At 35.2% G+C, this 26,645-nt stretch carries 29 protein-coding genes, 1 tRNA gene and 1 riboswitch; of the genes, 26 read left to right on the forward strand and 4 right to left on the reverse strand.

Annotation, left to right across the window (positions count from 1 at the left end):
• Positions 1 to 5 precede the first annotated feature (5 nt).
• The 19 genes from ACWG0P_RS10395 to ACWG0P_RS10485 all read left to right on the forward strand — a co-directional run bounded on the left by ACWG0P_RS10395 (position 6) and on the right by ACWG0P_RS10485 (position 15,820).
• Positions 6 to 689, forward strand: coding sequence for an ABC transporter ATP-binding protein (locus tag ACWG0P_RS10395; RefSeq protein ID WP_455801662.1), 684 nt, complete (start codon positions 6 to 8; stop codon positions 687 to 689).
• A gap of 104 nt (positions 690 to 793) precedes the next feature.
• On the forward strand, positions 794 to 1,645 hold the full coding sequence (locus tag ACWG0P_RS10400; RefSeq protein WP_455801663.1) for an alpha/beta fold hydrolase: 852 nt from the start codon (positions 794 to 796) through the stop codon (positions 1,643 to 1,645).
• Positions 1,633 to 2,016, forward strand: a complete 384-nt coding sequence (locus tag ACWG0P_RS10405; protein ID WP_455801664.1) for a hypothetical protein — start codon at positions 1,633 to 1,635, stop codon at positions 2,014 to 2,016. Before ACWG0P_RS10400 ends, ACWG0P_RS10405 begins: the two co-directional genes overlap by 13 nt.
• 45 nt (positions 2,017 to 2,061) lie before the next feature.
• A complete protein-coding gene (locus tag ACWG0P_RS10410) occupies positions 2,062 to 2,508 on the forward strand; it encodes a helix-turn-helix domain-containing protein (protein WP_455801665.1) in 447 nt (148 codons plus the stop codon).
• Between the two features lie 105 nt (positions 2,509 to 2,613).
• Positions 2,614 to 2,694: riboswitch (ZMP/ZTP riboswitch) on the forward strand.
• A gap of 122 nt (positions 2,695 to 2,816) precedes the next feature.
• Entirely contained in the window at positions 2,817 to 5,075 is a 2,259-nt protein-coding gene (gene pflB / locus ACWG0P_RS10415) for a formate C-acetyltransferase (protein WP_455801666.1), read from the forward strand.
• Positions 5,076 to 5,134: 59 nt separating this feature from the next.
• Entirely contained in the window at positions 5,135 to 5,887 is a 753-nt protein-coding gene (gene pflA / locus ACWG0P_RS10420) for a pyruvate formate-lyase-activating protein (RefSeq protein ID WP_455801667.1), read from the forward strand.
• A 121-nt stretch (positions 5,888 to 6,008) separates the two neighbouring features.
• The gene (locus tag ACWG0P_RS10425; protein WP_455801668.1) at positions 6,009 to 6,470 is read left to right on the forward strand and encodes an RNA polymerase sigma factor; all 462 of its coding nucleotides are present in this window, start codon (positions 6,009 to 6,011) and stop codon (positions 6,468 to 6,470) included.
• A complete protein-coding gene (locus ACWG0P_RS10430; protein WP_455801669.1) occupies positions 6,467 to 7,339 on the forward strand; it encodes a hypothetical protein in 873 nt (290 codons plus the stop codon). Before ACWG0P_RS10425 ends, ACWG0P_RS10430 begins: the two co-directional genes overlap by 4 nt.
• Before the next feature lie 241 nt (positions 7,340 to 7,580).
• On the forward strand, positions 7,581 to 8,555 hold the full coding sequence (locus ACWG0P_RS10435; protein ID WP_455801670.1) for a phosphotransacetylase: 975 nt from the start codon (positions 7,581 to 7,583) through the stop codon (positions 8,553 to 8,555).
• Positions 8,556 to 8,661: 106 nt separating this feature from the next.
• Entirely contained in the window at positions 8,662 to 9,555 is an 894-nt protein-coding gene (locus tag ACWG0P_RS10440; protein WP_455801671.1) for a DUF7916 family protein, read from the forward strand.
• A gap of 113 nt (positions 9,556 to 9,668) precedes the next feature.
• Positions 9,669 to 10,154 carry a thiol peroxidase gene (gene tpx, locus ACWG0P_RS10445; protein ID WP_455791506.1) on the forward strand — a complete coding sequence of 162 codons (486 nt, stop codon included), beginning with the start codon at positions 9,669 to 9,671 and terminating at the stop codon, positions 10,152 to 10,154.
• 208 nt (positions 10,155 to 10,362) lie between these two features.
• Positions 10,363 to 11,043, forward strand: coding sequence for a peptidoglycan-binding domain-containing protein (locus tag ACWG0P_RS10450; RefSeq protein ID WP_455801672.1), 681 nt, complete (start codon positions 10,363 to 10,365; stop codon positions 11,041 to 11,043).
• 158 nt (positions 11,044 to 11,201) lie between these two features.
• Positions 11,202 to 12,113 carry a transglutaminase-like domain-containing protein gene (locus ACWG0P_RS10455; protein WP_455801673.1) on the forward strand — a complete coding sequence of 304 codons (912 nt, stop codon included), beginning with the start codon at positions 11,202 to 11,204 and terminating at the stop codon, positions 12,111 to 12,113.
• A gap of 14 nt (positions 12,114 to 12,127) precedes the next feature.
• A complete protein-coding gene (locus ACWG0P_RS10460; protein WP_455801674.1) occupies positions 12,128 to 13,159 on the forward strand; it encodes a type II secretion system F family protein in 1,032 nt (343 codons plus the stop codon).
• A gap of 1 nt (position 13,160) precedes the next feature.
• Positions 13,161 to 13,463: a hypothetical protein gene (locus tag ACWG0P_RS10465; protein ID WP_455801675.1), complete on the forward strand. Its 303-nt coding sequence runs from the start codon at positions 13,161 to 13,163 to the stop codon at positions 13,461 to 13,463.
• A 2-nt stretch (positions 13,464 to 13,465) separates the two neighbouring features.
• On the forward strand, positions 13,466 to 13,927 hold the full coding sequence (locus tag ACWG0P_RS10470) for a DUF4860 domain-containing protein (protein WP_455801676.1): 462 nt from the start codon (positions 13,466 to 13,468) through the stop codon (positions 13,925 to 13,927).
• Between the two features lie 11 nt (positions 13,928 to 13,938).
• Positions 13,939 to 14,334 (forward strand): hypothetical protein, encoded by a 396-nt coding sequence (locus ACWG0P_RS10475; RefSeq protein ID WP_455801677.1) that lies wholly within the window; start codon positions 13,939 to 13,941, stop codon positions 14,332 to 14,334.
• Positions 14,331 to 14,762: a hypothetical protein gene (locus ACWG0P_RS10480; RefSeq protein ID WP_455801678.1), complete on the forward strand. Its 432-nt coding sequence runs from the start codon at positions 14,331 to 14,333 to the stop codon at positions 14,760 to 14,762. The genes ACWG0P_RS10475 and ACWG0P_RS10480 overlap by 4 nt, the downstream gene beginning before the upstream one ends.
• Entirely contained in the window at positions 14,759 to 15,820 is a 1,062-nt protein-coding gene (locus tag ACWG0P_RS10485; RefSeq protein WP_455801679.1) for a type IV pilus twitching motility protein PilT, read from the forward strand. The genes ACWG0P_RS10480 and ACWG0P_RS10485 overlap by 4 nt, the downstream gene beginning before the upstream one ends.
• A 109-nt stretch (positions 15,821 to 15,929) precedes the next feature.
• Here ACWG0P_RS10485 and ACWG0P_RS10490 read toward each other — a convergent pair.
• Together ACWG0P_RS10490 and ACWG0P_RS10495 are read right to left on the reverse strand one after the other, a co-directional pair.
• A tRNA-Gly gene (locus tag ACWG0P_RS10490) sits at positions 15,930 to 16,003 on the reverse strand.
• A gap of 107 nt (positions 16,004 to 16,110) precedes the next feature.
• Positions 16,111 to 16,788 (reverse strand): TIGR00266 family protein, encoded by a 678-nt coding sequence (locus tag ACWG0P_RS10495; protein WP_455801680.1) that lies wholly within the window; start codon positions 16,786 to 16,788, stop codon positions 16,111 to 16,113.
• 126 nt (positions 16,789 to 16,914) lie between these two features.
• Here ACWG0P_RS10495 and ACWG0P_RS10500 point away from each other — a divergent pair, with 126 nt between their 5' ends.
• From ACWG0P_RS10500 to ACWG0P_RS10530, 7 genes are all read left to right on the forward strand, one after another.
• A complete protein-coding gene (locus tag ACWG0P_RS10500; protein WP_455801681.1) occupies positions 16,915 to 17,895 on the forward strand; it encodes a Gfo/Idh/MocA family protein in 981 nt (326 codons plus the stop codon).
• Positions 17,896 to 17,920: 25 nt separating this feature from the next.
• Positions 17,921 to 19,183 carry an O-acetylhomoserine aminocarboxypropyltransferase/cysteine synthase family protein gene (locus tag ACWG0P_RS10505; protein WP_455791483.1) on the forward strand — a complete coding sequence of 421 codons (1,263 nt, stop codon included), beginning with the start codon at positions 17,921 to 17,923 and terminating at the stop codon, positions 19,181 to 19,183.
• An 18-nt stretch (positions 19,184 to 19,201) separates the two neighbouring features.
• Complete coding sequence (gene metA / locus ACWG0P_RS10510) at positions 19,202 to 20,116, forward strand: homoserine O-acetyltransferase MetA (RefSeq protein WP_455791482.1); 915 nt, start codon at positions 19,202 to 19,204, stop codon at positions 20,114 to 20,116.
• Between the two features lie 119 nt (positions 20,117 to 20,235).
• Positions 20,236 to 21,363, forward strand: a complete 1,128-nt coding sequence (locus ACWG0P_RS10515) for an aldo/keto reductase (RefSeq protein WP_455801682.1) — start codon at positions 20,236 to 20,238, stop codon at positions 21,361 to 21,363.
• A gap of 112 nt (positions 21,364 to 21,475) precedes the next feature.
• Positions 21,476 to 21,721 carry a FeoA family protein gene (locus ACWG0P_RS10520; protein WP_455801683.1) on the forward strand — a complete coding sequence of 82 codons (246 nt, stop codon included), beginning with the start codon at positions 21,476 to 21,478 and terminating at the stop codon, positions 21,719 to 21,721.
• A complete protein-coding gene (gene feoB / locus ACWG0P_RS10525; RefSeq protein WP_455801684.1) occupies positions 21,711 to 23,819 on the forward strand; it encodes a ferrous iron transport protein B in 2,109 nt (702 codons plus the stop codon). Before ACWG0P_RS10520 ends, feoB begins: the two co-directional genes overlap by 11 nt.
• A 156-nt stretch (positions 23,820 to 23,975) precedes the next feature.
• Positions 23,976 to 24,272 (forward strand): hypothetical protein, encoded by a 297-nt coding sequence (locus ACWG0P_RS10530; protein WP_455801685.1) that lies wholly within the window; start codon positions 23,976 to 23,978, stop codon positions 24,270 to 24,272.
• A gap of 37 nt (positions 24,273 to 24,309) precedes the next feature.
• On the opposite strand, the gene ACWG0P_RS10535 is transcribed toward ACWG0P_RS10530, so the two are convergent.
• Positions 24,310 to 25,512, reverse strand: coding sequence for an acetyl-CoA C-acetyltransferase (locus ACWG0P_RS10535; protein ID WP_455801686.1), 1,203 nt, complete (start codon positions 25,510 to 25,512; stop codon positions 24,310 to 24,312).
• 123 nt (positions 25,513 to 25,635) lie between these two features.
• The gene (locus ACWG0P_RS10540; RefSeq protein ID WP_455801687.1) at positions 25,636 to 26,532 is read right to left on the reverse strand and encodes a serine hydrolase; all 897 of its coding nucleotides are present in this window, start codon (positions 26,530 to 26,532) and stop codon (positions 25,636 to 25,638) included.
• Positions 26,533 to 26,645: the final 113 nt, after the last annotated feature.

Consider the following 26,645-nt stretch of genomic DNA (forward strand, 5'->3'; position numbering starts at 1 on the left):
ACGACATGCAATTACTATTAGAAAATGTTGGATATAGTTACAATGGAGTAGATGTTGTATTACAAGATGTGAATTTCTCTTTTGAAGAAGGTAAGATTTATGCCATTGTTGGGAAATCTGGAGCAGGGAAAACAACATTGTTATCGTTGTTATCACAACTAACAAAACCTACCACAGGCAAAATTATCTATAATAAAAAAGATATTAAAGAAGTTGATCAATATGAATATCGTAGCAAGTATGTAGGGGTTGTATTTCAAAATTTTAACTTGTTACCTAATTTAAGTGCGGTAGAGAATGTTATGCTATCCATGGATATCGCAGGTATTAAACGAACAGATCGAAAAGAGTATGCAATGGAACTCTTGCGTAAAGTAGGACTCGAAGATGATGAAGCAAATCGCAGAATATTAAAATTATCGGGTGGTCAACAACAACGTGTAGCAATCGCTAGAGCATTATCTTATGAGCCAGAAATCATCTTAGCAGATGAACCTACAGGGAATTTAGATGAAGATACACAAAATGAAATTATGGACATATTCAAACAGTTGGCGTATGAAGAGCAAAAATGTATTATCCTTGTGACGCATTCTCCTGTTATCGCAAATAGTGCAGATCAAGTATATGAATTGTATACTCAAAAAAGCGTAAAGAAGAAGCCAGTTCAATTTCATAAAAAAGCATAGACGAAAAGGAACATGAATGATGTTCCTTTTTGATACTTGAAAATCCTTACTTCATCTGTTAAAATAAAAATATATTGTCACGAAGTAGTGACAGGGTGATGAATATGATAAAGTATAAAGTGAAAGCTGGGAACGAATATTTACAAACATTTGCATCAAAAACAAAGAACGATATGGTGTTGTTATTTTTACATGGAGGACCAGGAAGTGGTGCTTGGCCTTTGATTATGCATGAGGCAATGCAAAAGCTATGTGATAAGTATCGTTGTGTGTTTTATGATCAAAGAGGATGTGGACTTTCGTATTATGATTTAAAACAAGGGATTTCATTTGAAGAATGCATGCAAGATGTAGTTTGTGTTGCCAAAGATATTAGAGAACGTTTTCCTTGTAAATCTTTGTTGTTATGTGGGGAAGATTTATCAGGCTTTCTTGCGCTTCAAACACAACATCATTATGCGGATGTATTTGATGGTATGATTTTGATGAATCCTATTTTGTTGTTGACGAGTGAGGCATCCGATACGTTTTATCAAATGTTAAAACATAGTGCTTTGGAAAAAGGAAGCAATGAACTGAAAAAGTTTGTAACTATTCTAGAAGATCAAACACCTGTACAATTTTTTCAAAATCAACATGTGAATCAATGGATACATTCTGATAAAAACACATCTGTTGCATTGCGTCATATCGCAGCTATTTCTAGTTGGTTATTTGATCATCCAAGTGAAGAAGCATTACATGATGTTACCGTGCCTACTTTATTAATGCAGGGAAGTGATGATGTGATTGCGAAAGAGGGATATATTATTGATACCTTAGTAAGAATGAAGAATCCTTTCCTTGTTTATGAATCCTTTCCATATAGTGGATGCAAAATCTATGAAGATCAACCACTACAGTTTTTAGAACGTATCGATAAATTCTTGAAAGAAGAATTTTTATGGAACTTATAGTCATTGGCTGTTTTGGACAACGTTCCTCTTATATATTAGCTACAAAGATAGGCAAGCTTGAAGGAAATGAATCCGTATATGTAGATTCACTTTCTAATATCTTGGAAACATATGAACAATTGGCGAATACATATGAATGTTGTGTCGCCTATGGTTCTATTTCTATGATAGATTCGCGATATAATGTAAGGATGTATGATTTACAGCATAGGATATCACAAATATGGGTAGCGCCACAAGCACAATATATGATGCATCGTATTTCAACGTCTTTTGTTGGAAGCGATATTGTACCTCATATGATAGATCAAAGAGTATTTGGTATCATGGATGCCCAAGCACTATGGGAAGCAATCGTAAAAACAAGATAAGGAATCCTTAGGGCGAAGAATAGCACATGCTATTAGGAGTAAACTATGGTGGATTTGAATGAAGTGTTAACGTTTAGTGAAGCAGCAGAGAAATGGGGATTTTCTGATGGTAATACACTACGTAAGGCAGTAGAAAGAAATAAGTTTGAAGCTCATGAACTTCGTAAAAGTGGGAATGTATGGTTGACGACTTATAAAGCAATGATTCGTGTGTTTGGACAACCAGCAAATATCGTATATACCATTTATTACGCAGATATTATTAAAATAGCAGCACAATATAAAAATGAGGATTTTAATTTTCAAAAAGATACGCAAGTTATGTATGAACAAGCTATTTCGACGATGCGTAATGGAGGACAAGTGGCAATTGTGGAGAGTAAACAACATCCACATCTCATTGCGCGTATCTTTACGAACAAAGATGAATTGGAAGAATGGTTTCACTATTTATTCAAACGGTTAAAAAGCAAACGTAAAAATAGAGTTTAATTCCATGAAAATAAACATGCTTTATTTACAGAGTATATGAAAAGAAATGTAATTAAATTCATGAAGAAAAGGTGTTGACGATTGCATTTAATAATGGTAAATTATAAGTAGTTATATGACTGACGGAAGTGGAATTGACCACAGGGAGTATAATGTTAAGCAGAGCCGACCGTCTGGGCAGAAGAGTCCAGTATGTGTTAGGCTCTTTCTTTATATAGATTTGTAAGAATTGCAAGGCGTTTGCTTTGCATGAAAAAACAAATCAAAGTATAATATAGACGTTATAAGACTAGGAGGAAAGCAGAACAATGACAACAAACAATCGTAATGAATGGCAAGGCTTTGAAGGTCGTATTTGGAAAGAAGAAGTGAACGTACGTGACTTCATTCAAAACAACTACAAACCATATGATGGGGATGAATCATTCTTAGCAGATCCAAGTGAGGCTACAAACAAATTATGGGGTGAACTTCAAAAGTTACAAAAAGAAGAACGCGCTAAGGGTGGCGTTTTAGATATGGAGACAGACATCGTATCTTCTTTAACTTCTTATGGTCCAGGGTATATTAGTGAGGCAATGAAAGAGTTAGAAACGATCGTTGGTTTACAAACAGATAAACCATTGAAACGTGCATTTATGCCTTATGGTGGTATCAAAATGAGTGAAGAAGCATGTACTACGTATGGTTATGAACCAAGTGCAAAACTACATGAAATTTTCCATGAATATCATAAGACTCATAACGATGCAGTTTTCCAATGTTATACACCAGAAATGCGTCAAGCTCGTAAATATAAAATTGTTACAGGACTTCCTGATACGTATGGCCGTGGTCGTATTGTAGGGGATTATCGTCGTATTGCTTTATATGGTATTGATTATCTTGTGGAACAGAAACAAGCTGATTTAGCAAACTGTGGATGTGGAACAATGATGGATGATATCATTCGTCAACGTGAAGAATTGGCAGAACAAATCAAAGCATTAAAGGGTATGAAAGAAATGGCTGCTCTTTATGGATTTGATATCAGCAAACCTGCAGCAAATGCAAAAGAAGCAATGCAGTGGACATACTTTGGATATCTTGCGGCTATCAAAACACAAAATGGTGCTGCAATGTCTATTGGACGTGTATCTACATTCTTAGATATTTATATCGAACGTGATCTTGCAAGTGGAACATTAACGGAAAGTGAAGCACAAGAAATGGTGGATCACATGACCATGAAATTCCGTATGGTAAAATTCGCACGTATTCCTTCTTACAACGAATTGTTCTCTGGAGATCCAGTTTGGGCAACTTTAGATGTTGCTGGGTTAGGTATGGATGGACGTCACATGGTTACGAAAAGTGACTATCGTTTCCTTCATACATTGGAAAATATGGGTCCTTCACCAGAACCAAATCTAACGGTATTATATTCTTCTCATTTACCAGAAGCATTTAAAAATTATGCATCTCGTATTTCTATCGAGACAAGTTCTGTACAATATGAAAATGATGATGTAATGCGTCCAGTATGGGGAGATGACTATGCCGTTTGTTGTTGTGTAAGTGCGACACAGACGGGGAAAGAAATGCAGTTCTTTGGAGCTCGTGCAAACCTTGCGAAATGTTTATTATATGCCATCAATGGTGGTATGGATGAAAAAGCAAAAGTACAAGTTGGTCCACAATATACACCAATTACATCAGAATATCTAGATTACGATGAAGTTATGCAAAAATACGATATCATGATGGAATGGTTGGTCGACTTGTATGTAAATATCTTGAACTTGATTCAATATATGCATGATAAATATTACTATGAAGCTAGTCAAATGGCATTGATTGATACTGCTGTACGTAGAACATTTGCGACTGGTATTGCAGGATTCTCTCATGTTGTAGATTCTATTAGTGCAATTAAATACGCAAAAGTAAAAACGATCCGTGATGAAAGCGGACTAGTCATTGATTATGAAACAGAAGGGGATTATCCACGTTATGGTAATGATGATGATCGCGCGGATGATATCGCTGTTTGGTTGTTGAAGACATTCATTGGTAAAATCGAAAAACGTCACACATACCGTGATTCTGAACCAACGACTTCTATCTTAACAATCACTAGTAACGTAGTATATGGGAAAGCTACAGGAGCACTTCCTGATGGACGTAAAGCTGGAGCACCTTTAGCACCAGGAGCAAACCCAGCATATGGTGCAGAACAAAACGGATTATTAGCATCCTTAAATTCTGTTGCGAAACTTCCTTATGAATATGCGCTTGATGGTATTAGTAATACACAAACAATCAATCCAGACGCATTAGGACACAATGAAGAAGAGCGTATGAAAAACTTAGTGAACGTGTTAGATGGTTACTTCGATCAAGGAGCACATCACTTAAATGTAAATGTATTTGGTATTGAAAAATTAAAGGATGCAATGGAGCACCCTGAAAAAGAAGAATATGCGAACTTTACAATTCGTGTATCTGGTTATGCAGTAAAATTCATTGATTTAACTCGTGAACAACAGATGGATGTAATTTCTAGAACTTGTCACACAAGTATGTAACACAGCAAGGTCTATTTCTGTAAAGGAGATGGACCTTTCTTAAAAAAGGAGGCAACTTTATGTCGATTATGGGAAGTGTACATTCATTTGAAACATTTGGTTCTGTAGATGGACCTGGAGTCCGTTTTGTAATCTTTTTAAATGGATGTAAGATGCGTTGTCAGTATTGTCATAATGTGGATACTTGGCAAATGAAAGAATTGAATTATACAAGTGATGAAGTTCTTGCGAAAGCATTGCGCTATAAGAGTTATTGGAAGAAAGATGGAGGAATCACCATAAGTGGTGGAGAACCTCTTTTACAGATTGATTTTATAACAGAGATTTTTAAAAAAGCAAAAGAAAAAGGGATACACACAACACTTGATACTTGTGGACAACCTTTTACAAGGGAAGAATCGTTTTTCTTCAAACTTGAAGAATTGATGAAGTATACAGATTTAGTTTTGTTAGACCTCAAACATATCGATGCAGAAAAGCATCGTGCTTTAACATCACAAAAAAATGAAAATATATTAGAATTTGCGAGTTATCTTGATTCTATCAAAAAACCAATTTGGATACGTCATGTACTTGTACCTAGCATCAATGATGATGAAGATTCATTACAAAGATTATCTGCTTTTATAAAGACACTAAGCAATGTAGAGCGATTAGAAGTATTGCCATATCATACCTTAGGTTCTTACAAATGGGAAGAACTTAACATTCCATATGCTTTAAAAGGAATCCAACCTCCTACAAAAGAAATGATAGAAAAAGCAAACAAATTATTACATACTGATAATTATAAAGCTTATGAAAAAAGATAGAAAGTTCATTCGTATCTCTTCATAGATGTTAAGTAAGATTTTCAATTCGTTTGAAAATCTTTTTTTAATAAGTGACTTTTTTGTTTGTGTAAACGTATATAGGGTGAAAGGAGGATAAGTGATGTCACAACAATTTGAAGAAAAGTATAAAGAATATAACAACACGCTTCATAAGATTTGTTTACTCCATTTAAAAAATGGAGAAGATGTAAAAGATGTATTGCAGAATACATTCCTGAAATTATGCTATCGTGCCCCTGCTTTTCAAGATAAAGAACATGAAAAAAGATGGTTGATACGAGTCGCAATCAATGAGTGTAAAAGCCATCAAAGGAGTTTTTGGCAAAAGAATGTTACATTAGATGAAGGAATGCTTTTTGCTGACAAAGTTAACGATTTAACGTTTCTTTATACCATTCAAAGCCTACCTTTCACTCATCGAAATGTAATTCACTTATTCTATTATGAGAGGTATTCGATCAAAGAGATTGCGGAGTTATTAGAAATTAGTGAATCTGCAGTTAAAATGCGTTTGAAAAGAGCAAAGGAAAAACTGAAATCAGAAATTGAGGAGGACTTATGAAAAAAACTTATCAGGAACGATTTAATGAAATTGATTTAAGAGATGATTATAAAGAAGATATTTTACATAGTGTACTACATCATGAAGAGAAGAAAGAAAGAAGATTCTCTTTTAAACCACGTTATTTATTAGCACCATTGTTTGCGCTAGCATTTGTATCTGTACCATTCCTTATAGGCAACAACGTATTTGGTACGAAGAATAGTTTCACTATTCAAGCCAATGATGAATTCTATAAAGTTGAAAAAAGTACACTTGAGATATTAAATACAGAATTGGCCACACCTGGACAATTCGCATCGAATTGCGAAACTGGTGAAATCACAACACAGGTATTTGATGCACCGTTAACTGTATACTTTAAAGGAGATACTGTAAAATCAGTAACCTATACCATAGAGAATGCAGAATTTTATAAAATTAATGAAGCGTATAAAGATTTTAGTGACCCAATGTCAGCGATACGTCTTAATAATGGTAATGGAGGATTTATGTCAACCGAAAAGAAAAATCTTCATTATCAAGTAACCAATAGTGATAGTAATGCTAATATATGGTGGTTTCCGCTAACGGGGACGGATAGTCCAGGAGTATCATCTGGTTCTGTTGGTAATCAAATTACGATCGATAATGAAGACCAAGGAACGGTTCAAGGATTGTATGGCTTTTCATTTCAATTGCAAGTTGATAAGAAATTACTAGATTCAACAAGAAATCTTGGAGATTATGAAGCTATTAACAAAGAAATAGTGAAAACTATCAATAAATCCGTATTAGACGTACGTGTCGATTATAATGATGGTACTTATGAAACTACACAGTTAAAATTTCATATAAATGAAAATAACAATATGCAGGTAACTGAATAAAAAAGCTAAAATGATAACAAGAGTCGACATTTTAAACTAGGTTCCTAGAAAAGGGATTTAGTTTTTTTTATGTTTAGTATATTTAATAAGCGAGCAAACATAATAGTAAAATAAGCAATCGTATTTTTTTTAAATTCATTTGAATTTATAAGAAATGCAACTAAATGAAGACGCAATCATTTTCGTAGCATTTTCTTGTGATTTGCGTTAGAATAGAGTTAGAAAATTGGTGGTGGCAAATATGGATATCAAACAACAGCTATTACATAAGCATCCTCGTATTGGGTTTGCAGAAGGTGCACATCCAGAGGTTATTAAAGCGGCAGTTCGCCATGAAAACGGAGGGGGTATTATACCTGTTTTGATTGGTGATAAGAAAGAAATTTTAAAAAGTGCTAAGGAGATCGATGTAGATATCAGTGGGGTTGAAATTGCGGACGTTACAAATTTCCCTAACAAAGCAGAGATGGTGGATGAAATGATTACCATTCAACGTGGACGTTGGAGTAGAGAAGAGTGCATGGAAAAACTTCAGGACTTGAATTACTTTTCGACAATGTATCTTCAAGCGGGTTATATCGATGGACTTGTTGGAGGTGTGAAAGCAACGACTGCACAGACGATGCGTCCAGCTTTACAACTCATTAAAACAGCATCACAAGAAAGAATTGTATCCAGTTGTGTTTTGTTGGAACGAGGAGAGATTGTTTATATTATGGGAGATTGTACATTGAATGTAAATCCAAATGTGGATGAACTTGTTGAAATCACATTACAGTGTGCTCGAACTGCAAGACAATTTGGAATTGAACCCAAAGTTGGATTACTTTCTTATTCCTCTTTTGGGTCAGGAAGTGGAGTCAGTGTAGATAAAGTGCGTGAGGCAGTCACACATTTGAAACGTATGCCGTTGGATTTTGAAGTGGATGGAGAGATTCAAGCGGATACTGCGATTTCACCAACTGTCGCAAGTATTAAAGCGAAAGATTCTACCTTAGCAGGACATATGAACACAATGATTTTTCCAAATATAGATGCAGGAAATATCACATATAAAATTGCGGTAGAGTTGGGTGGATTTAAAATGTTTGGACCAATTTTACAAGGGTTAAAAAAGCCTGTGAATATATTGACACGCTTAACTCATGAAGATACCATTTATTCAATTGCGTTAATCACGGGTATACAAGCGATAGAAGCAAATAGAAGCGTGTAAGAATGCTTCTATTTTTTGCCTAAGTACAAGGAAATCTATCTATAAAATTCTTTTTCATTCTTGTGGTACAGTATAGAAAAGGCAAATTTGCGGAAAAGAGGATATGATGAAACGTTTATTAAGTTGTAGTTCTAGTGAAATATTATCTATGAATGGCGCAGAGTTAAAAGCAGCGATTATGGCAAGCGAGGGAAGAACAGTATTAACTGAAACCGTATCTACAGTTCAACCGATGTTAGGTTCAATTTCCAATGCGGAACTAGCGGCATCCTTTGGTTCTGATATGGTATTGTTGAATGGATGTGATGTACTTCATCCAACCATTTATGGAATTCCTGAAAGTGATGATCCAATTCGTATGTTACGTGAATTATCTGGGCGTCCAATTGGAGTGAATTTAGAACCTGTTGATATGGATGCGAACATGATGGAATCCCGTATAGAAATAGCAAAAGGTAGAACTGCATGTGCGGAAACGTTTAAGGAAGCTGAAAGATTAGGATTTAATTTTATATGTTTGACGGGTAATCCTGGCACTGGTGTTAGCAATGTGAAAATCGCAGAAGCAATCAAATGTGCAAAACAATACTTTCATGGATTGATTATTGCGGGGAAGATGCATGCGGCTGGTGTGGATGAGCCTGTTATTGATTTGGAAAGTATGGATGCTTTTATAAAGGCTGGTGCAGATGTTATCTTGATGCCTGCATGTGGAACTGTACCAGGGCTACAAGAACGTGAAATTTATGAAGCGTGTGAGCGTATACGTAAAGCAGGAGCTTTGAGTATGAGTGCAATTGGGACTTCTCAAGAAACAAGTGATCCAGAAACAATTCGTGAGTTTGCGTTATCTAGTAAACGTGCTGGTATTGATATTCAGCATATTGGAGATGCTGGATGGGGTGGTATCGCGATGCCAGAGAATATTATGGCGATGTCCATTGCGATACGTGGAAAACGACATACATATTTTAAAATGGCACAATCTGTAAAACGTTAATAAAATTAAGCTAATAAAACCTCTCTATGACACATATATTTATAGTGTGAGCATATAAGTTTTCTTAAACTAACATATGTGGTAGGATACAGATAGAAAGAGAGGTTTTATTTATGAATATTACATTTAAAGGAAATCCAGTTACATTAGTAGGCAAACAATTGCAAGTGAATGATGTAATGCCGTGTTTTCCATTAGTGAAAAATGATTTAAGTGAACTTCGTTGCGAAGAAGGAAAACGTATTTATTTGAGTGTACCTTCTTTAGATACAGGCGTATGTAGCATGGAAGTTGCGAAGTTTATGGAATATATGAAAGCTTATAGTGATGTGTTGTGTTATAGCGTGTCTATGGATTTACCGTTTGCGTTAGAGCGTTGGTGCCAGGCGAAGGAAAATGAACAAGTTATTACAACAAGCGATTATAAATATCGTGAATTTGCGAAAGCGACTGGAACATTAGTAGAAGAGTTAGGATTACTAACTAGAGCGGTATTCGTTGTGGATGAAAACAATGTGATTCGTCATGTTGAATATCTTGCGGAAATTGCGAATGAACCAAACTATGATGCAATTTTAAACGCAGTAGCAACTCTTTAAAGACTAGACATTTATGTTTAGTTTTTTTATGTTTGAATGAATCTGTATTATATAGAGTATGTTTGTTTGATGGTTTTATAAAACATTTTGCTTCGTCTTTTTGTGTACACAGTGACTTAGTTTGCTGGATATTTGCATTAGCCTACGAGATAAAAGCCCCATACCATTTGTCCTATGTTTCATAGTATGAAACGAAAGGAGAGTGTACATGGCAAAAGTCATCGTTTATGATGTTTATACACAGGCATTACAGAGCTTCCAGTTAAATGAAAGTGATCCTATGCCTTATTCCTATGATCGCTCATTAACAGTTGGGGAGTTTCGTGGATCTTCTCGCTCTAGCGTACTATGGACAACCAATGCGGCAATGGAGTCATGGAACGCAACAAGACGAGCATATGGCGCACCAATCCCAGTTCGTTATGCGTTCAAGCGAATTTGGGAAGGAGGTCATGGTAGGCAATCGCAACATTATGCTGGGGTGTCCTTTGATGTAGGGCAAGCTCTTTCTCAAGCAGAGAGAAATAAGATTTATAACACTGCAAGAAATTTAGGTGTTTGGTCTTATGTGGAACCTATTAGTATGACACCTACATGGGTGCATTTTGATAAGCGTTATGGAACACCTGCATGTAGTGCAGGATATCCAACGGTGCGACTTGGAAGTCGCGGGGTGTATGTACTTGTTTTGCAAGATGCATTGAATGCATTGGGGTATTCCACATATACCTTAGATGGGGTCTTTGGAAACAATACTAGAAATGCATTAATCGCATATCAAAGAAACAATGGATTAGGTGGAGATGGAATTGCAGGATGTGCTACATGGACAAGGATTGTGAACGAGGTTGTAGGGATTGGCAGAACACCTACTGTTATTGAACCATAGAAAACGACGATAGTATCGTTGTTTTTTTTCGAAAATGAAAACTTTGTGAAAAAATATATAGAAGAATGGTATAATTATAGATAAATAGAAATAAGCGTTTTTTTCTAAGAATGAGAAGAATCGAAAGATGTTTGATACGTGATAAGGAGAGCAGTGTTATGAGGAAACGATATAGTAGAATAGTATCGCTCTTGCTCATATTGGTAATTGTGATGTGTGGATGTGGCGATTCCAAAACATACCCAAGTGAATATGAAGAATCTCCAAGTCCAACGCTTGAGGAACTGAAATTACCGCAAGCATCTGGTGGTCAAGTGATGGGAGATAGTCAGGGTATTGTTAACATCGATGTTAGCAATGTGAATCAAGGTTACCTATGCGCTACCTTGCAAAGAGATCCGGGTAAGAAAGTGAAACTTTCCATTACTAAGGATGATGCGGGAAATAGCCCATATGATTTAATGGTTGTAGGTAAAAATGAAACATTTCCTTTTGCATCAGGAAGTGGTACATATCTTGTTCGGATTTTATTGAATACAACAGGGGATATGTATTCTGTGTTGTTTACGCAGTACATAGATGTATCGTTAGAAAATGAACAAATTCCGTTTCTATACCCAAATCAGATTGTAGATTATAAGACGGATAGTAAAGCAATACATAAAGCATTTGAGTTAACAAAGAAGGATACAACGGTATTACAAAGAATTGCGACATTATATAATTATGTTGTTGATACAATTGCATACGATGATGAGAAAGCAGATCAAGTAGATGATATTTATGTATTACCAGTGGTTGATGAGACACTGGATACAAAGAAAGGGATTTGTTTCGATTATGCTGCTTTATTAACAGCTATGTTACGTTCTCAACAAATCCCCACGCGACTTGTGACTGGAAATACATCCATTGAATACCATGCATGGGTGGAGGTTTACCTTCCTGAAAAGGGATGGGTTAGCGCGGATGTATTATTGAATTCGAAGAAATGGTCAAGAATGGATCCGACGTTTGCGGCTAGTAGAGCAGATTATGAAGACGGATATGAAGATAAATACTACTATTAGTGAGGAGAAGAGCTATGAAAAAATTTAATAATGAAGAAGCCTTTGAGTTTTGTATGCAAATGAGCATGATTTTATCTTCTGGACTTAGTGTTCAAGAAGGATTGGAAATCATCATGGATGATAGTGATAATAAACTTATGAAAGAGGCTTGTAAACAAATTCATGAAGAAGTGGTCGCACAAGGATCCTTTTATCAAGCTATAAAAGATCATGAATGCTTTGATGACTATATGAAACAAATGGTCAAAATTGGAGAAGTTAGTGGACATTTAGATAATGTTATGCAAGAACTCTCTGCTTACTATGAACGTGCTTACGATTTGTCAAAACAATTACGTGAAGCGTTGTTTTATCCATTTGTATTATTGCTCATGATGTGGGTTGTGGTTGGTATTATAATGTGGAAGGTACTACCGATATTTACGAATGTTTTAGAGAATATGGGTTCACCTTTACCAGAAAGTGCTACTATGATGATGCAATTTGGTTCTGGATTTGCGATTGTAAGTTTTGTAATATTAACTGTGTTATTGTTGCTTGTATTATATGTAGTTGTACGTATGCGTAAGGGAGAAGGAAATGGCGCAATATTCCTTTCTAAATTCTTTCTAACAAAACGTTTGTTTCATAATATATCCATGGCACGTATGACGTATGCATTCTCCTTGTTTATTTCTGGAGGATTTGATATCGAAGATTCTTTATCCTATTTACCTGGTATTGTTGATGAAGAACTTACAAAAGAAAAAATTATAGCATGTATGCAAGGGATGAAAGAAGGAGAATCCTTTGAAGCAATGATTCAAAAAGTTCATTTGTATGATGGTGCTTATGCGAATATGATCATTACTGGATTTCATAGTGGCAAAAGTGATGACGTAATGAAAAAGATATCGTTACTTTATGAGAAAGATGTGGATCATAGTATTAGTTCTTTCTTAAATACCATCGAACCAGTTATCGTAGTCTTCCTGTCTTTGATTGTTGGGGTAATATTGCTTTCTGTAATGTTGCCTTTGATGAGTATTATGACATCTTTGGGTTGATATGAAAAAAACATATATAATACAAGGTATGATATTTCTTCTTCTTATTGTAATTTTCTTGTATGGGTTTCAAACTGCAGATAGAGGAATGTCAAAGGAAGACGGCAAACGTGCAGAAGAGGCTATTCAAAAAGCCGCAAGAGAATGCTACAGTATCGAAGGTGCTTATCCTAAAGATATTGCATATTTGAAGGAACATTATGGATTATTTATTCAAGAAGATAATTATATGATTCGTTATAAGTATATCGCATCCAACATTATGCCTGAGATGGACGTATATCCAAAAGGAAGAGGTGAATGAGTATGAGGCAACGACATTCGATTGATTTGTTGTTTTCCTTATCATTATTCATGGTCTTTGTGATTTGTTCATTTCTTGTGTTGTTATTGCAAACGAATGGGTATCATCAGATCATTGAAAGTGGTAAAAAAGTAGAGAGTATTCATACTCCACTTGCTTATGTTCAAACTCAATTGAGAGTAAGTGATGAACGAGATGCAATTGAGGTATTTGAAAGCGGTCGTATTCAAGGGATTCAAATTAAAGAAGCAGCATCAAAGAGTATCTTATATATTTATGAGGATGATCATAAATTAAAAGAACTTCGCATCTTGGATGATGTAGAACCAGATTTTACGACTGGAACTTCATTGTTTGATATTCGTGAATTTAAAGTAGTAAAAAATGAAAAGAAGATGATTCTTTCTATGCGTGACAAACATCAGCAAGAACAGACATTAACAATTGCATTACATTGTGATTAGGAGGACGACATATGAATGGACAACATTCCAGTAAAACCATATCTTTTTTGATGGAACTTATCTTCGTATTGTTCTTTTTTACAATTGCTAGTGCGATTAGTGTGTTTGTTATTGTAAGTGCGAAAGAAAAGAATGAACAAGCAATTGGTCTTCGAAATGCAATGTTCTATGGAAAAAACTTGATTGCGAATCAAGAGGAACAAGATATAGCAAAGTATTTAGAAAAAGATAGTTTTTACTTGGATGCTAAAGGGAATCCAACGGAACAAGAAAACAAGTATAAAGTTACTATAAAAAGAAGTGAGATAAATGGGCTTGAAAACAAAGAACATTGTATTATGTCTTTGGCTCAAGGGGATGTAAAAACAGAATTATCATTCCTTCTAGATAAGGGGGAACAAGAATGAAAAAGACAAAAAGAAACGTTCAGATAGGACTAGGCGCATCTTCTATTCTTATGATATTCGTGGTATTATGTATGATGATTTTATCTGTATTGGCATACAATCAGGCCAAGCAGAATTATGATATAGCGAAACGAGAAGCTGTTTATGAAGAAGCTTATAGGAAGGCAGATACAAAAGCTAGTATTTTGTATGAAGTATTAAATACGTATGTGAAAGAAGATGGTTCGTTAGATAAGACGTTAGCACGTCTTGATGTACAAGAACAATTTCAAAGTGAAGATGTTCAATACGAACTACTAAATCAAACCATAAGTATACATATTAAAGTAAACGCACAACAATCTTTACAAGTGGTACTTGAACAAGTAGGGAATGAAGTGATTTCAAATAGTTGGAAACTTATTTCGACAGGAGGACAAACGACATGATCAGTATAGAAGAAATGCTACATCAAGCGATTCAAATGAACGCTTCCGATATCTTCTTGGTAGCAGGTCATCCATATGCATTTAAAGTAAATGGTACCATCATTTCTGTGGGTGAAGATAAATTAAAACCAGAAACAACAGCATCTTTAATCAAAGAAATTTATGGTTATGTTGTACAAAATCGATATGAAGATTTTATTCAGAAAAAGGATGATGATTTTTCATTTTCTATTCCTGATGTTGGAAGATTTCGTTGTAATGTATATATGCAACGTAATTCTCAAGCAGCTGTATTACGTGTTGTGACATTTGATTTACCAGATCCTGTAAAACTTGGTGTTCCAGAAATTATTACAAATTTATCTTCTGTTAAGAAAGGTTTAATTCTAGTAAGTGGTCCAGCAGGTAGTGGGAAGTCTACGACGCTTGCTTGTATCATTGATAAAATCAATCAGAATAGAAATGTTCATATCATAACGATCGAAGACCCTATTGAGTTCTTACATAGTCATAAACAAAGCATTGTATCACAACGAGAAGTGTATCATGATACGCAAGACTATTTAAACGCCTTACGCAGTGCTTTGCGTGAAGCACCAGAGGTAATACTGGTAGGAGAGATGCGAGACCTTGAAACGATCAATGTATCTGTTACAGCGGCTGAAACAGGTCATCTTATTCTTTCAACACTTCATACCGTAGGTGCAGCGAATACTGTGGATCGTATGATTGATGTATTTCCACCTTCCCAACAACAACAAATACGTGTTCAACTTTCTATGACACTTCATGCGGTTGTGAGTGAACAGTTGGTTCCAACGATCGATGGGGGAATTGTTCCAGTATTTGAAATTATGATTGCGACTCCAGCAATTCGTACTCAAATTCGAGAGGGTAAGATTCATCAAATTGATAACTCTATTGTTGCTGGTAAAGAACAAGGGATGCAATCGATGGATGAAAGCTTGTTTGATTTGTATCAGAAAGGAATCATCTCGAAAGATACTGCTGTATTGTATGCAAATAATGCAGAAAGAATGTCGAAGAAAATTTCATAGAATTGAATAAGTATATAAAGTAGGAAGCTAGGTATGATATATAGTATCTAGCTTTTTCAATGGAAAAGTAAAAAAAACCGAACACATTGTGTCGGCTTTATTGTTTACATGGAGCGGGTGATGAGAATCGAACTCACGTAGTCAGCTTGGAAGGCTGAAGTTCTACCATTGAACTACACCCGCATTTCTATTGCCTTAATAATATACAATAAATTGATTATAATTTCAATACTTTTCGTAAAAAAAGTATAAAAAAGTTTCGCTTTGTGAACGAAACTTTTTTGAGAGTATTATTTATGCGGGATTACATTAATGATTCTATCCGCAAGTACAGTGAAAGGCATCGTTTGTAACCAAACTTTTCCTGGTCCTTGTAAGGTAGCTAAGAAGAAACCTTCTCCACTTAGGAATTTGTTCTTTAATCCTTTTACGGTTGTGATTTCAAATTGTACAGACTCTTCGAAGATGGCAACATATCCTTGATCCACTTTAATCAATTCTCCAGGTGCTAATTCTTTTTCCACAACATCTCCATCGATTTCTAAGAAGACAGTTCCAGGTCCTTGGATTTTTTGCAAGATAAATCCTTCTCCACCGAAGATTCCTGCACCTAAACGTTTTCTAAAGAATGTAGTCAATTGAATGGTATCTTCTGCAGCAAGGAATGCGGATTTCTGAACTATTTTTGATTCTCCTTCTGCAAGATTTAGGGCTACAATCTTTCCCGGAAAACTAGAACCAAAAGCAATTTCTGCTTGATCACGAGGACTTGTATACGTAGTCATGAAAATAGATTCTCCACTAAATGCACGTCCGATACCTTTCATCAGACCTCCACGAGTATTACTATCCATATCAAAACCATCATCCATCCAACACATACCACCAGATTCTGTAAACATCTTTTCGTTCTTGTCTAATTTACAGACAACAACAGGGAGTTGTCCCCCAACGATTTCATATTTCATAAGGTTACCTTCTTTCTATAATGTAATGATATAGGATAAATATGTATTATTCAATGAAATTATGCGTATTGGAAATAAATATTGTAATTCTTTTTAAAAAGACATAAACTTATACTAGGTGATCATATGAAAATAGGAATTATAGGGCTAGGAAAAATAGCCAAACGTGTAGCAAAAGGAGTACAGTATGCGCATAATGCTGAACTGTATGCTGTCGCAAGTAGAAATTTAGAGAATGCAAATGAATTTAAAGAGAACTTTGGGGCAAATGTTGCTTATGGGAGTTACGAAGAACTTTTATCTGATGATAATGTAGAACTCGTATATATATGTACTCCAAATGTATTACATAAAGAACATATTATGTTGTGTTTAAAATATCGTAAACATGTATTATGTGAAAAACCTTTTGTAAGTAATCAAGAACAATTACAAGAGTGTTTTTCATATGCCAAACAACAAGGATGTTTCTTGATGGAAGCCGAAAAAACGTTGTTTACACCATTGAATCAGAAATTAAAAAAGATGGTAGAAGAAGGTGTGATTGGAAAATTACGCTATATTGAAGCAGGGTATTGTACCAAAATGGATGTAAAAGAATACCCAAAAGATAGCTGGTTGTTTCGAAAAGAAGATGGTGGAAGTTTTTACGATGTAGGTGTGTATCCGATTTGTTATGCCAATCTTTTTGCGAATGCTTCTTTAGCGCATGTAGAAGTGATGAAACAAAATAGTGCTTATGCAGGTATCGATATACTTACGCAAGCAATGTTGGGGTATGAGAATGGTGTGATGGCATACGTTAGAAGTAGTTGGGGAGTAGATATGATCAATCAAGGATATCTATATGGAGATGAGGGTGTTATCATAACAGATAATTTTTGGAAATCAACAAGTGCAATCCTCAGAAAAGACGGGAAAGATACACGTATTGAAGTTTCTATGGAAAGTGATTTTACGGGAGAAATTGAACATGCTGTGGATTGTATACAACAAGGATATTTACAAAGTCCAATCCTTTCTCAAGAACGAAGTGAACAAATTATGAAAGTTTTAGAAGAAATGCATGTGTGCAATTGCGTTCATGAGGAAAAAAGTGTAAAATAACCATAAGAAATTTGGAGGAATAGATATGAAAATTGAAACAAAGTGTCTGCATGCGGGTTATGAACCAAAAAATGGAGAACCTAGAGTATTGCCGATTGTACAAAGTACAACGTATGTATATGATAGTGCTGCTGAAGTAGCAGCAATCTTTGATGATCCAACAAAAGGATTGTGTTATTCAAGGTTTGGAAATCCTACAGTTATGGCAGTAGAAGAAAAAATTGCGGCTTTAGAAGGTGGCGTTGGTGCGATGTGTACAACATCTGGACAAGCTGCGACTTTGTTGTCTATTTTGAATATTTGTGAAGCAGGAGATAGTATTGTTAGTACTCCTCAAATTTATGGGGGAACAATCAATTTATTTTCATTTACGTTAAAGAAATTAGGAATTGAATGTATTTACGTAGACGCTGCTTCTAGCGATGAAGAAATTAAAGCGGCTTTCAAACCTTCTACAAAATTGGTGTTCGGAGAAACCATCGCAAATCCAGCACTGACTGTGTTTGATATTGAACGATTTGCGAAGATTGCGCATGATATGAAGGTTCCATTGATTATGGATAATACATTTGCGACTCCAATCTTATGTAATCCATTTGAATTTGGAGCGGATATTGTGATTCATTCTACAAGTAAATACATGGATGGTCATGCTGTTCAAGTTGGTGGTGTTATTGTAGATAGTGGGAAATTTGATTGGACAAATGGAAACTTCCCATCTCTTTGTGAACCAGATGAATCATATCATGGAATTTCTTATACACAATCATATGGAAATATGGCATATATCATCAAAGCGAGAATGCAATTGATGAGAGATTTTGGGGTGTATCCAGCAGCTCACTCAGCGTTCTTATTAAACTTAGGACTAGAAACATTACATGTACGTATGAAACAGTATTGTGAAAATGCAATGGTTGTGGCGAAATATTTAGAAGCGAGCGATAAAGTGGAAAGAGTCATTTATCCTGGATTAGAATCGGATGCAAATTATGCACTCGCTCAAAAATACTTAAAAGGTTGTAGTGGTGTTATCTCTTTTATCATTAAAGGTGGAAGACCAGTTGCAGCAAAATTCATGGATTATTTAAAACTTGCGTCTAATGAAGTTCATGTGGCAGATATTCGTACGTGTGTTCTTCATCCAGCAAGTGAAACACATCGTCAATTAAGCGATGAACAACTTGTGGCAGCGGGTATTGATGGAGGAATGGTTCGTTTCTCTGTTGGACTTGAAAACGTAGAAGATATCATCGATGATTTAAAACAAGCATTTGCACAGATTTAGTTAAAGAGGTGAAGAGTAGTGCCAATCAATATACCAAATGGCTTACCAGCAAAAGAGATACTGGAAAGTGAAAAAATATTCGCATTAGAAGAAGAAGTCGCAAACCATCAGGATATTCGTCCGTTAAAGATTGCGATTTTGAATCTTATGCCTAAGAAGATTGAAACAGAAACACAGATTCTTCGTTTGATTTCAAAATCACCTTTACAGGTAGATATTGATTTTATGAAGGTAGGGAATCATGTTTCAAAAAATACAAGTGCAGACCATCTTCTAAAATTCTATGATGATTTTGAAGTGTTAAAACATAACAATTACGATGGTTTAATTATTACGGGTGCACCTGTAGAACACTTGGAATATGAAGATGTTGATTATTGGGAAGAGTTATGTGAAATCATGGAATGGAGTAAACATCATGTGTTTTCAACCATCCATATTTGTTGGGGAGCACAAGCTGGATTGTATTATCACTATGGAATTCAAAAACATGTGTTAGAAGATAAAGTGTTTGGTATCTTTCCACAGATTTTATGTGATGAATACAATTTCTTAACCAATGGATTTGATGAACTACATAATACTCCACATTCTCGTCATACAGCGATTGATGAAGATGCTCTTTCAAAGATTAATACACTAGAAGTTTTATCAAAATCAGATGTCACAGGATCCAATATCGTTGCGACGAAAGATTTTCGTGAAGTATATATCTTGGGACATTTAGAATATGGAAAAGAAACATTATCACAAGAATATTTCCGTGATTTAAATCAAGGAAAGCCAATTCAAATTCCATTTAATTATTTTCCAGAGGATGACCCCGAAAAAGAACCTGTCTTTAAATGGCGTTCTCATGCGAATTTGTTGTATCGTAATTGGTTAAATTATGTGTATCAAATGACACCATTTGATTTAAATGATATTAAATAGCTGATGTATTGGCTATTTTTTATTTTGTTGGATTTCATTATTTTTGATTACGTTGTATAATACATACAGAGAAATACAGGAAATGTAGAATAACCAGAGAAAAAAGGAGAGATAACATTATGGAATATAGGGTGTTAAATGAGAAGTACAAACCATCTTTATTAGGGTTTGGATGTATGCGATTTCCACTTGATCAAGATGGGAAGATCGATGAAGTAGAAGCAGAAAGAATGTTGGATCATGCGATTGTAAATGGAGTAAACTATATCGATACTGCTTTTCCATATCATGGAGGAGATAGTGAACCATTTGTAGGAAGAGTTTTGAAGAAGTATGAGCGTTCTAGTTATTATTTGACCACTAAGATGCCATTGTGGAATGTTGAAACATTAGAAGAAGCCAAAGCGATGTTTGAAAACCAATTGAAACGATTGGATGTAGACTATGTAGATTTTTATTTATTGCATGCAATGGATAAAGAAAAATGGGAAAAAGCAAAAGCATTGGGTGTTGTTACATATTGTGAGGAATTAAAAGCGCAAGGGAAGATACGAAATCTAGGTTTTTCCTTTCATGATGAATATGAAGTATTCGAAGAAATTTTAACGTATCGTACATGGGATTTCTGTCAAATCCAATACAATTATATAGATACAGATATTCAAGCAGGAGATAAAGGATATGAGTTAACTGAAAAGATGGGTGTACCAGTCATCATTATGGAACCAATCAAAGGTGGTTCCTTGTCCTTTTTACCTGAAGATGTAGCTTGTAAATTTACGGACTATGCACCAGATAAAAGTATTTCATCTTGGGCGCTTCGTTGGGTAGGAAGTAAGCCAAATGTAAAAGTTATCTTAAGTGGAATGTCTACCTTTGCGCAAGTGGAAGATAATTTACGAACATTTGATCAATTTCAACCGTTGCATGCGGAAGAAGAGATGTTAGTGAAAGAAGTTGCGAAAACAATCAAGGAAAGAACAATGAATGGTTGTACGGGATGTGAATATTGTATGCCTTGTCCATTTGGTGTACAAATTCCTAAAAACTTTAAACTTTGGAATGAATATTCCAAATATAGAAATCAACCAGCTACCCATAAAGCATATTTTGATACGATGCAAGAGCAAGAACGAGCAGCAAACTGCCAACAATGTGGGAAATGTGAAACCTTATGTCCACAACAAATTCATATTCGCGAAGATTTAAAACAGATGCATCAAGATATGATAACAAAAGTTAAATAATCTTTTCTCGCAGATGAATGCAAGGCATTTGTCTGCTTTTTCTATGCTCTCATGGGTATTTGTGCTTACCAACTTGTAGGCATATGGATACACTAGGCATAGGAGGGAAGAAATGAAAACACTACTGGATGTAGAATTAGAAGAAGAAGTCCTGATTCACCATATCGAACAAGAACCTTTTATGAAGCGTAGATTGATGGATTTGGGATTTGTGGATAGAGTGAAAGTCATGCCTGTCTTAAATAGTCCTAGTAAGAAAATGAGAGCGTATCTTATGAAGGGGTGTAAGATTGCATTACGTGATGAAGAAAGCAGAGGGATATACGTAATAGAACAGGGGGAAGAGAATGCTGTTTGAGAAACTGATTGCGGAGAATGATAAAATTAATGCATGTTACAAACAGGAATCCACGGGTTATACAATTGCGCTTTTAGGTAATCCTAACGTAGGGAAGAGCACTGTCTTTAACGCCATGACGGGGATGAATCAGCATACAGGGAATTGGCCAGGGAAAACAGTAGAATTAGCAAATGGATACTTTACTCATAAATCCATGCGTCATAAAATGGTAGATTTACCAGGGACGTATTCATTACTAGCGCATTCTAGTGAAGAGGAAGTGACACGAAACTTTATTTGTTTTGAAAAGTGTGATGTTTGTATGGTGGTTTGTGATAGTACTTGTTTGGAACGCAATCTAAATTTAGTGTTGCAGACGTTAGAAATTAGCCACCAAGTCATTGTAATTTTAAATTTGATGGATGAAGCTGAAAAAAAGAATATTACAATTGATGATAAAAGACTTCAAGAGATTTTGCATGTAGAAGTAGTGAAGATGAGTGCTCGAAATGAAAAAGATTTCAATGAATTAAAAAATGCAATTGAACAAGTGGGGAAGAGTGTCGTCGGCTATCAAGAAGCAATTGTAACCTATCCAGAAATATTGGAACACGCACTACAGAAATTGGAAGATATCATAGAATGTGAACAATTATCTCCACGCTTCGTAGCACTTAAATTGTTAGATCCTAATGTGGATTCAAAAACATTCTATGAGAAGATAAAAAATCCAGAAGAAGTAAAAGAACTATGTGATGTTTCATTGAAACAACTGGATAATGAGGGGATTGTTTCTAATTATGAAGAAATTGTTGTACGTGCAATTCATAATAAAGCAAAAGATATTAGTAATGAATGTATTATATTCAACAATGATCGCTATCAAGAACGTGATTTGAAAATTGATCGTATTTTGACAAGTAAGCGTTCTGGTTTTTTATGGATGATTGTATTGTTGTGTGTAATATTCTGGATTACCATATCAGGTGCAAATATTCCAAGCGCTATGTTGAGTACAATGTTTGGACACTTTGAAGATTGGTTGCATATGGTGTTTACCCAGATGAATGTATCCATTCCTATTCAAGGGTTTGTAGTCGATGGAGTGGTGAAGACATGTGGATGGGTGATATCTGTCATGTTGCCACCCATGGCCATTTTCTTTCCTTTGTTTACATTATTGGAAGACTTCGGTTATCTTCCTCGTATTGCGTTTAACTTGGATGGCTTCTTTCAACGGGCAAGTACTTGTGGGAAACAAGCACTTACCATGTGTATGGGATTCGGTTGTAATGCGGTTGGAGTAAGTGGTGCACGTATCATTGATAGCCCAAGAGAGCGTTTAATCGCGATTCTAACAAATGTATTTGTACCATGTAATGGAAGATTTCCCACACTAATAGCAATCATTACGATGTTTTTTACAGGAATTGTGGTGGCACCATGGGATGGAGTAGTATCAACCCTTTTGTTAACAGGTGTGATTTTATTTGGGGTGTTCTTAACACTTGTGATTTCTAAACTATTATCCAAAACCATATTAAAAGGAGTTCCATCTAGTTTTACGTTAGAACTTCCTCCGTATCGCAAACCACAATTCACTAAAGTGATTGTGCGTTCCATTTTTGATCGTACTTTGTTTGTGTTGGGAAGGGCAATAAGTGTCGCAATCCCAGCAGGGGCGTTTATTTGGTTGTTGGCTAATGTGCAATATGATGGGATTACATTGTTGAAGTATATCGCAGATTTTCTAGATCCATTTGCTTCTTTAATGGGGTTAGATGGTGTTATCTTAATGGCGTTTATCTTAGGGTTTCCAGCGAATGAAATTGTTGTACCTATTATCATCATGGCATATATGGCAAATGGTTCCATGATGGATATTAGTGATTTAGGAGTATTGAAAGATTTATTTGTTTCCAATGGTTGGACCTGGGTAACTGCTATATGTACCTTGTTGTTTTCACTTGTTCATTTTCCTTGTGCCACAACCTTATTGACCATACGAAAAGAAACAGATGGTTGGAAATGGACCATATTAGCATTTGTATTACCAACCGTATTGGGAATACTTCTTTGTATGAGCGTGAATTTAATAGCACATATATTTATATAGAATTTAAAATAAAACAAATCACTATATCATCTGTGATTTGTTTTATTTATGTACAATTAGCATGTTATAAAATGTATTGTATACTAATTATTTTTTGTTATAATGAATATATAAGATGTACATAGACGAAAGCTATAAATAAGGAGGGATCATCAAATGGGGAATATAGAAAAAACACATTTGATATTAAAGGGGTGGAGAAATAAATCTACTTTCAAGTATAAGGGTACAGATATATATTATACTGAGGAAATCATGAGGTATAGAAGGAATGAATGGATATACAGGATACTTATTAGTTGTACTTGGCTTCCTGGTATGTTGATTTTTGGAGTATCCTATCGATTACCAACCGTATGGTATTTATTATTATTGATTCTTCCATATTTACTTATATATCCATTTACTTGGATAGCTCTGTATCTTCATAAAATTGAACTCAAAATTAACTAAAAAAGAATGGCGATTGCCATTCTTTTCAATACTATAGTTAGCGTTTAACGATAACTGCAGTTCCTTGTCCTCCACCGATACATAGAGAAGCAAGACCTGTTTTTGCGTCACGTTTTAACATTTCGTGAATTAAGGAAACGAAGATTCTGTTTCCAGAAGCACCAACTGGGTGACCTAATGCAATGGCACCACCGTTTACATTTACTTTAGACATGAATTCATCGCGGTTAACTCCGTGTTCTTCAACTAATTCATGAACAACACCTAATGCTTGCGCTGCGAATGCTTCATTTAATTCTACTAATTCAACATCAGATAGGTTCATTTCAGCATCTTTTAATGCATGACGGATTGCTGGAGTAGGACCTAACCCCATTGTTAATGGATCAACACCACCTTGACCGATACCAACGATTTCGCATAATGGAGTTAAATTATATTTTTTAACTGCATCTTCGCTTGCTAATAATACGAAGCTAGCACCATCATTGATTCCAGAAGCATTACCAGCAGTAACAGAACCGTCTTTAACGAAAGCTGGACGAAGACCTGCTAATTTTTCTGGAGTTGATTTACGGTTAGGATGTTCATCTGTATCAAATGTTACAGTTTCTTTTCTTAATTTTACTTCAACTGGTACGATTTCATCTTTGAAACGTCCACCATCTACTGCAGCGATTGCTTTGGATTGAGAAGCGTATGCTAATGCATCCTGCATTTCACGAGTAATACCGTATTTGTTAGCGATATTTTCTGCAGTGATACCCATATGAATATTATTGAATGCATCTGTTAATGCATCATAGATCATGTGGTCAACACATTTGAAATCACCCATTTTGTTTCCTGTACGAGTGTTTGCAGGAATTAAGTAAGGTGCTCCTGACATAGATTCAACACCACCAGCAACAACGATTTCGTTGAAACCAGTTTGGATAGACATTACACCTTCCATAACAGTTCTTAAACCTGATCCACAAACCATGTTTAATGTGTGAGCACATACTGTTTCAGGAATTCCGGCAAGAATAGAAACCTGACGTCCAACGTTTTGTCCAAGTCCTGCCCCTAATACATTACCACAAAGAACTTCGTCTACATTTTCAGGTGCAACTTTTGCATCTTCTAATAAAGCTTTTACAACAGTAGCCCCTAGGTCTGCAGCTTTAACAGTAGTTAAAGAACCCAAGAAACTTCCGATTGCGCTACGTTTAGCACTTACTACATAAGTCTTTCTCATTTTTCTCTACCTGTCTTTCTTTTAAATACGCATCTTTATTTGCGTTTCAATACATAAATAATAGTAAAGGTTTTAAACTTGTTTGTCAATAACTTACGAAAACTTTCACAAGTTAAAATTCGGTTACATTTCATGGAAGAAATTGTAAGCGATTTCGTTAATTTCTCCTATCACTTGAGTCGCCTCATTTCCTAGGCTTGTCATAATCGTAATTAGATAGGGATGTTCTCCATAAACAATTCCCATAGCATTCTCATATGTTTCATAGGATCCATATTTTTGAGCGATTTGTACATCTAATTTTTTGCCTAAATAATCCTGTGGATATACGAGTTTCATATGTTGAATTAAGGCTGTATAAGTGGAGGCGTGTTGATAGAGATATTGTAAAACATCCGTTGCATAAGAAGCAGGGAATACATTTTCTTCATAAAAAGATGCATTAAAAGTTTGGGTACTATATTTCTCGATTAGCGTTCGATAGGTTGTCCAACCTCCTAAATGCTCAAACAATATGTGGGCGGCAGTATTATCAGAATACACAATCATATCGTAAAGCAATTCTTCTATACCTATATAAGAACCAATACCATACGTACTAGCTATAGGTCCTCCTTCTTCATAACAATCTTCGCTATACAAAAGGGTGTCTTCTAAAGATATGGTACCTTCCTCGATGTATTCATAATATAACATGGCAAGGGGAACTTTATATAGACTCGCTGAAAACATATCCTCATTTGCATACAGTTGATAGGATTGTTGCGTAGAAGGATCATATATAGCAATGGAAATTTGATGTTCGAGAATTTCGTTTTCATCCAGATAGATAGTTATACGCTCTAAAAGAGTAGTTTCTGTTAAAGTTTCTTGTATATCCGTATTTGTGGAGGAGTTCTTGTTTGTGTGGGAATATACTTCTTGTTGTGGAAGTATATTGGACACGATGAAAATTGTGCAGAGAATAAGGCAGGGGAGAGATGAAATAAAGATAGCTTTTTTAGTGAATTTACTTTTCATGATAGTGGACTCCTTTTATGAAACAACAGTGAAATTAGGAAGAATACTTTCTACTTCTATTGTAGTTTTCGAAGGTGAATAAAATGTGATGGAATGAGAAATAACATATGATA

This window comes from Amedibacillus sp. YH-ame6 (assembly GCF_053848845.1).

What these genes read in the sequence shown, in the direction of transcription:
- ACWG0P_RS10455 (WP_455801673.1), top strand. Translation starts at nt 11,202, where the DNA reads ATGAGGAAACGATATAGTAGAATAGTATCGCTCTTGCTCATATTGGTA.
- ACWG0P_RS10430 (WP_455801669.1), top strand. Translation starts at nt 6,467, where the DNA reads ATGAAAAAAACTTATCAGGAACGATTTAATGAAATTGATTTAAGAGAT.
- ACWG0P_RS10480 (WP_455801678.1), top strand. Translation starts at nt 14,331, where the DNA reads ATGAAAAAGACAAAAAGAAACGTTCAGATAGGACTAGGCGCATCTTCT.
- ACWG0P_RS10410 (WP_455801665.1), top strand. Translation starts at nt 2,062, where the DNA reads ATGGTGGATTTGAATGAAGTGTTAACGTTTAGTGAAGCAGCAGAGAAA.
- pflA (WP_455801667.1), top strand. Translation starts at nt 5,135, where the DNA reads ATGTCGATTATGGGAAGTGTACATTCATTTGAAACATTTGGTTCTGTA.
- ACWG0P_RS10400 (WP_455801663.1), top strand. Translation starts at nt 794, where the DNA reads ATGATAAAGTATAAAGTGAAAGCTGGGAACGAATATTTACAAACATTT.
- ACWG0P_RS10450 (WP_455801672.1), top strand. Translation starts at nt 10,363, where the DNA reads ATGGCAAAAGTCATCGTTTATGATGTTTATACACAGGCATTACAGAGC.
- ACWG0P_RS10435 (WP_455801670.1), top strand. Translation starts at nt 7,581, where the DNA reads ATGGATATCAAACAACAGCTATTACATAAGCATCCTCGTATTGGGTTT.
- feoB (WP_455801684.1), top strand. Translation starts at nt 21,711, where the DNA reads ATGCTGTTTGAGAAACTGATTGCGGAGAATGATAAAATTAATGCATGT.
- ACWG0P_RS10460 (WP_455801674.1), top strand. Translation starts at nt 12,128, where the DNA reads ATGAAAAAATTTAATAATGAAGAAGCCTTTGAGTTTTGTATGCAAATG.
- ACWG0P_RS10515 (WP_455801682.1), top strand. Translation starts at nt 20,236, where the DNA reads ATGGAATATAGGGTGTTAAATGAGAAGTACAAACCATCTTTATTAGGG.
- ACWG0P_RS10495 (WP_455801680.1), bottom strand. Translation starts at nt 16,788, where the DNA reads ATGAAATATGAAATCGTTGGGGGACAACTCCCTGTTGTTGTCTGTAAA.
- ACWG0P_RS10505 (WP_455791483.1), top strand. Translation starts at nt 17,921, where the DNA reads ATGAAAATTGAAACAAAGTGTCTGCATGCGGGTTATGAACCAAAAAAT.
- ACWG0P_RS10440 (WP_455801671.1), top strand. Translation starts at nt 8,662, where the DNA reads ATGAAACGTTTATTAAGTTGTAGTTCTAGTGAAATATTATCTATGAAT.
- ACWG0P_RS10540 (WP_455801687.1), bottom strand. Translation starts at nt 26,532, where the DNA reads ATGAAAAGTAAATTCACTAAAAAAGCTATCTTTATTTCATCTCTCCCC.
- ACWG0P_RS10530 (WP_455801685.1), top strand. Translation starts at nt 23,976, where the DNA reads ATGGGGAATATAGAAAAAACACATTTGATATTAAAGGGGTGGAGAAAT.
- ACWG0P_RS10395 (WP_455801662.1), top strand. Translation starts at nt 6, where the DNA reads ATGCAATTACTATTAGAAAATGTTGGATATAGTTACAATGGAGTAGAT.
- ACWG0P_RS10535 (WP_455801686.1), bottom strand. Translation starts at nt 25,512, where the DNA reads ATGAGAAAGACTTATGTAGTAAGTGCTAAACGTAGCGCAATCGGAAGT.
- ACWG0P_RS10465 (WP_455801675.1), top strand. Translation starts at nt 13,161, where the DNA reads ATGAAAAAAACATATATAATACAAGGTATGATATTTCTTCTTCTTATT.
- ACWG0P_RS10425 (WP_455801668.1), top strand. Translation starts at nt 6,009, where the DNA reads ATGTCACAACAATTTGAAGAAAAGTATAAAGAATATAACAACACGCTT.
- ACWG0P_RS10485 (WP_455801679.1), top strand. Translation starts at nt 14,759, where the DNA reads ATGATCAGTATAGAAGAAATGCTACATCAAGCGATTCAAATGAACGCT.
- ACWG0P_RS10405 (WP_455801664.1), top strand. Translation starts at nt 1,633, where the DNA reads ATGGAACTTATAGTCATTGGCTGTTTTGGACAACGTTCCTCTTATATA.
- ACWG0P_RS10520 (WP_455801683.1), top strand. Translation starts at nt 21,476, where the DNA reads ATGAAAACACTACTGGATGTAGAATTAGAAGAAGAAGTCCTGATTCAC.
- ACWG0P_RS10500 (WP_455801681.1), top strand. Translation starts at nt 16,915, where the DNA reads ATGAAAATAGGAATTATAGGGCTAGGAAAAATAGCCAAACGTGTAGCA.
- tpx (WP_455791506.1), top strand. Translation starts at nt 9,669, where the DNA reads ATGAATATTACATTTAAAGGAAATCCAGTTACATTAGTAGGCAAACAA.
- pflB (WP_455801666.1), top strand. Translation starts at nt 2,817, where the DNA reads ATGACAACAAACAATCGTAATGAATGGCAAGGCTTTGAAGGTCGTATT.
- ACWG0P_RS10475 (WP_455801677.1), top strand. Translation starts at nt 13,939, where the DNA reads ATGAATGGACAACATTCCAGTAAAACCATATCTTTTTTGATGGAACTT.
- ACWG0P_RS10470 (WP_455801676.1), top strand. Translation starts at nt 13,466, where the DNA reads ATGAGGCAACGACATTCGATTGATTTGTTGTTTTCCTTATCATTATTC.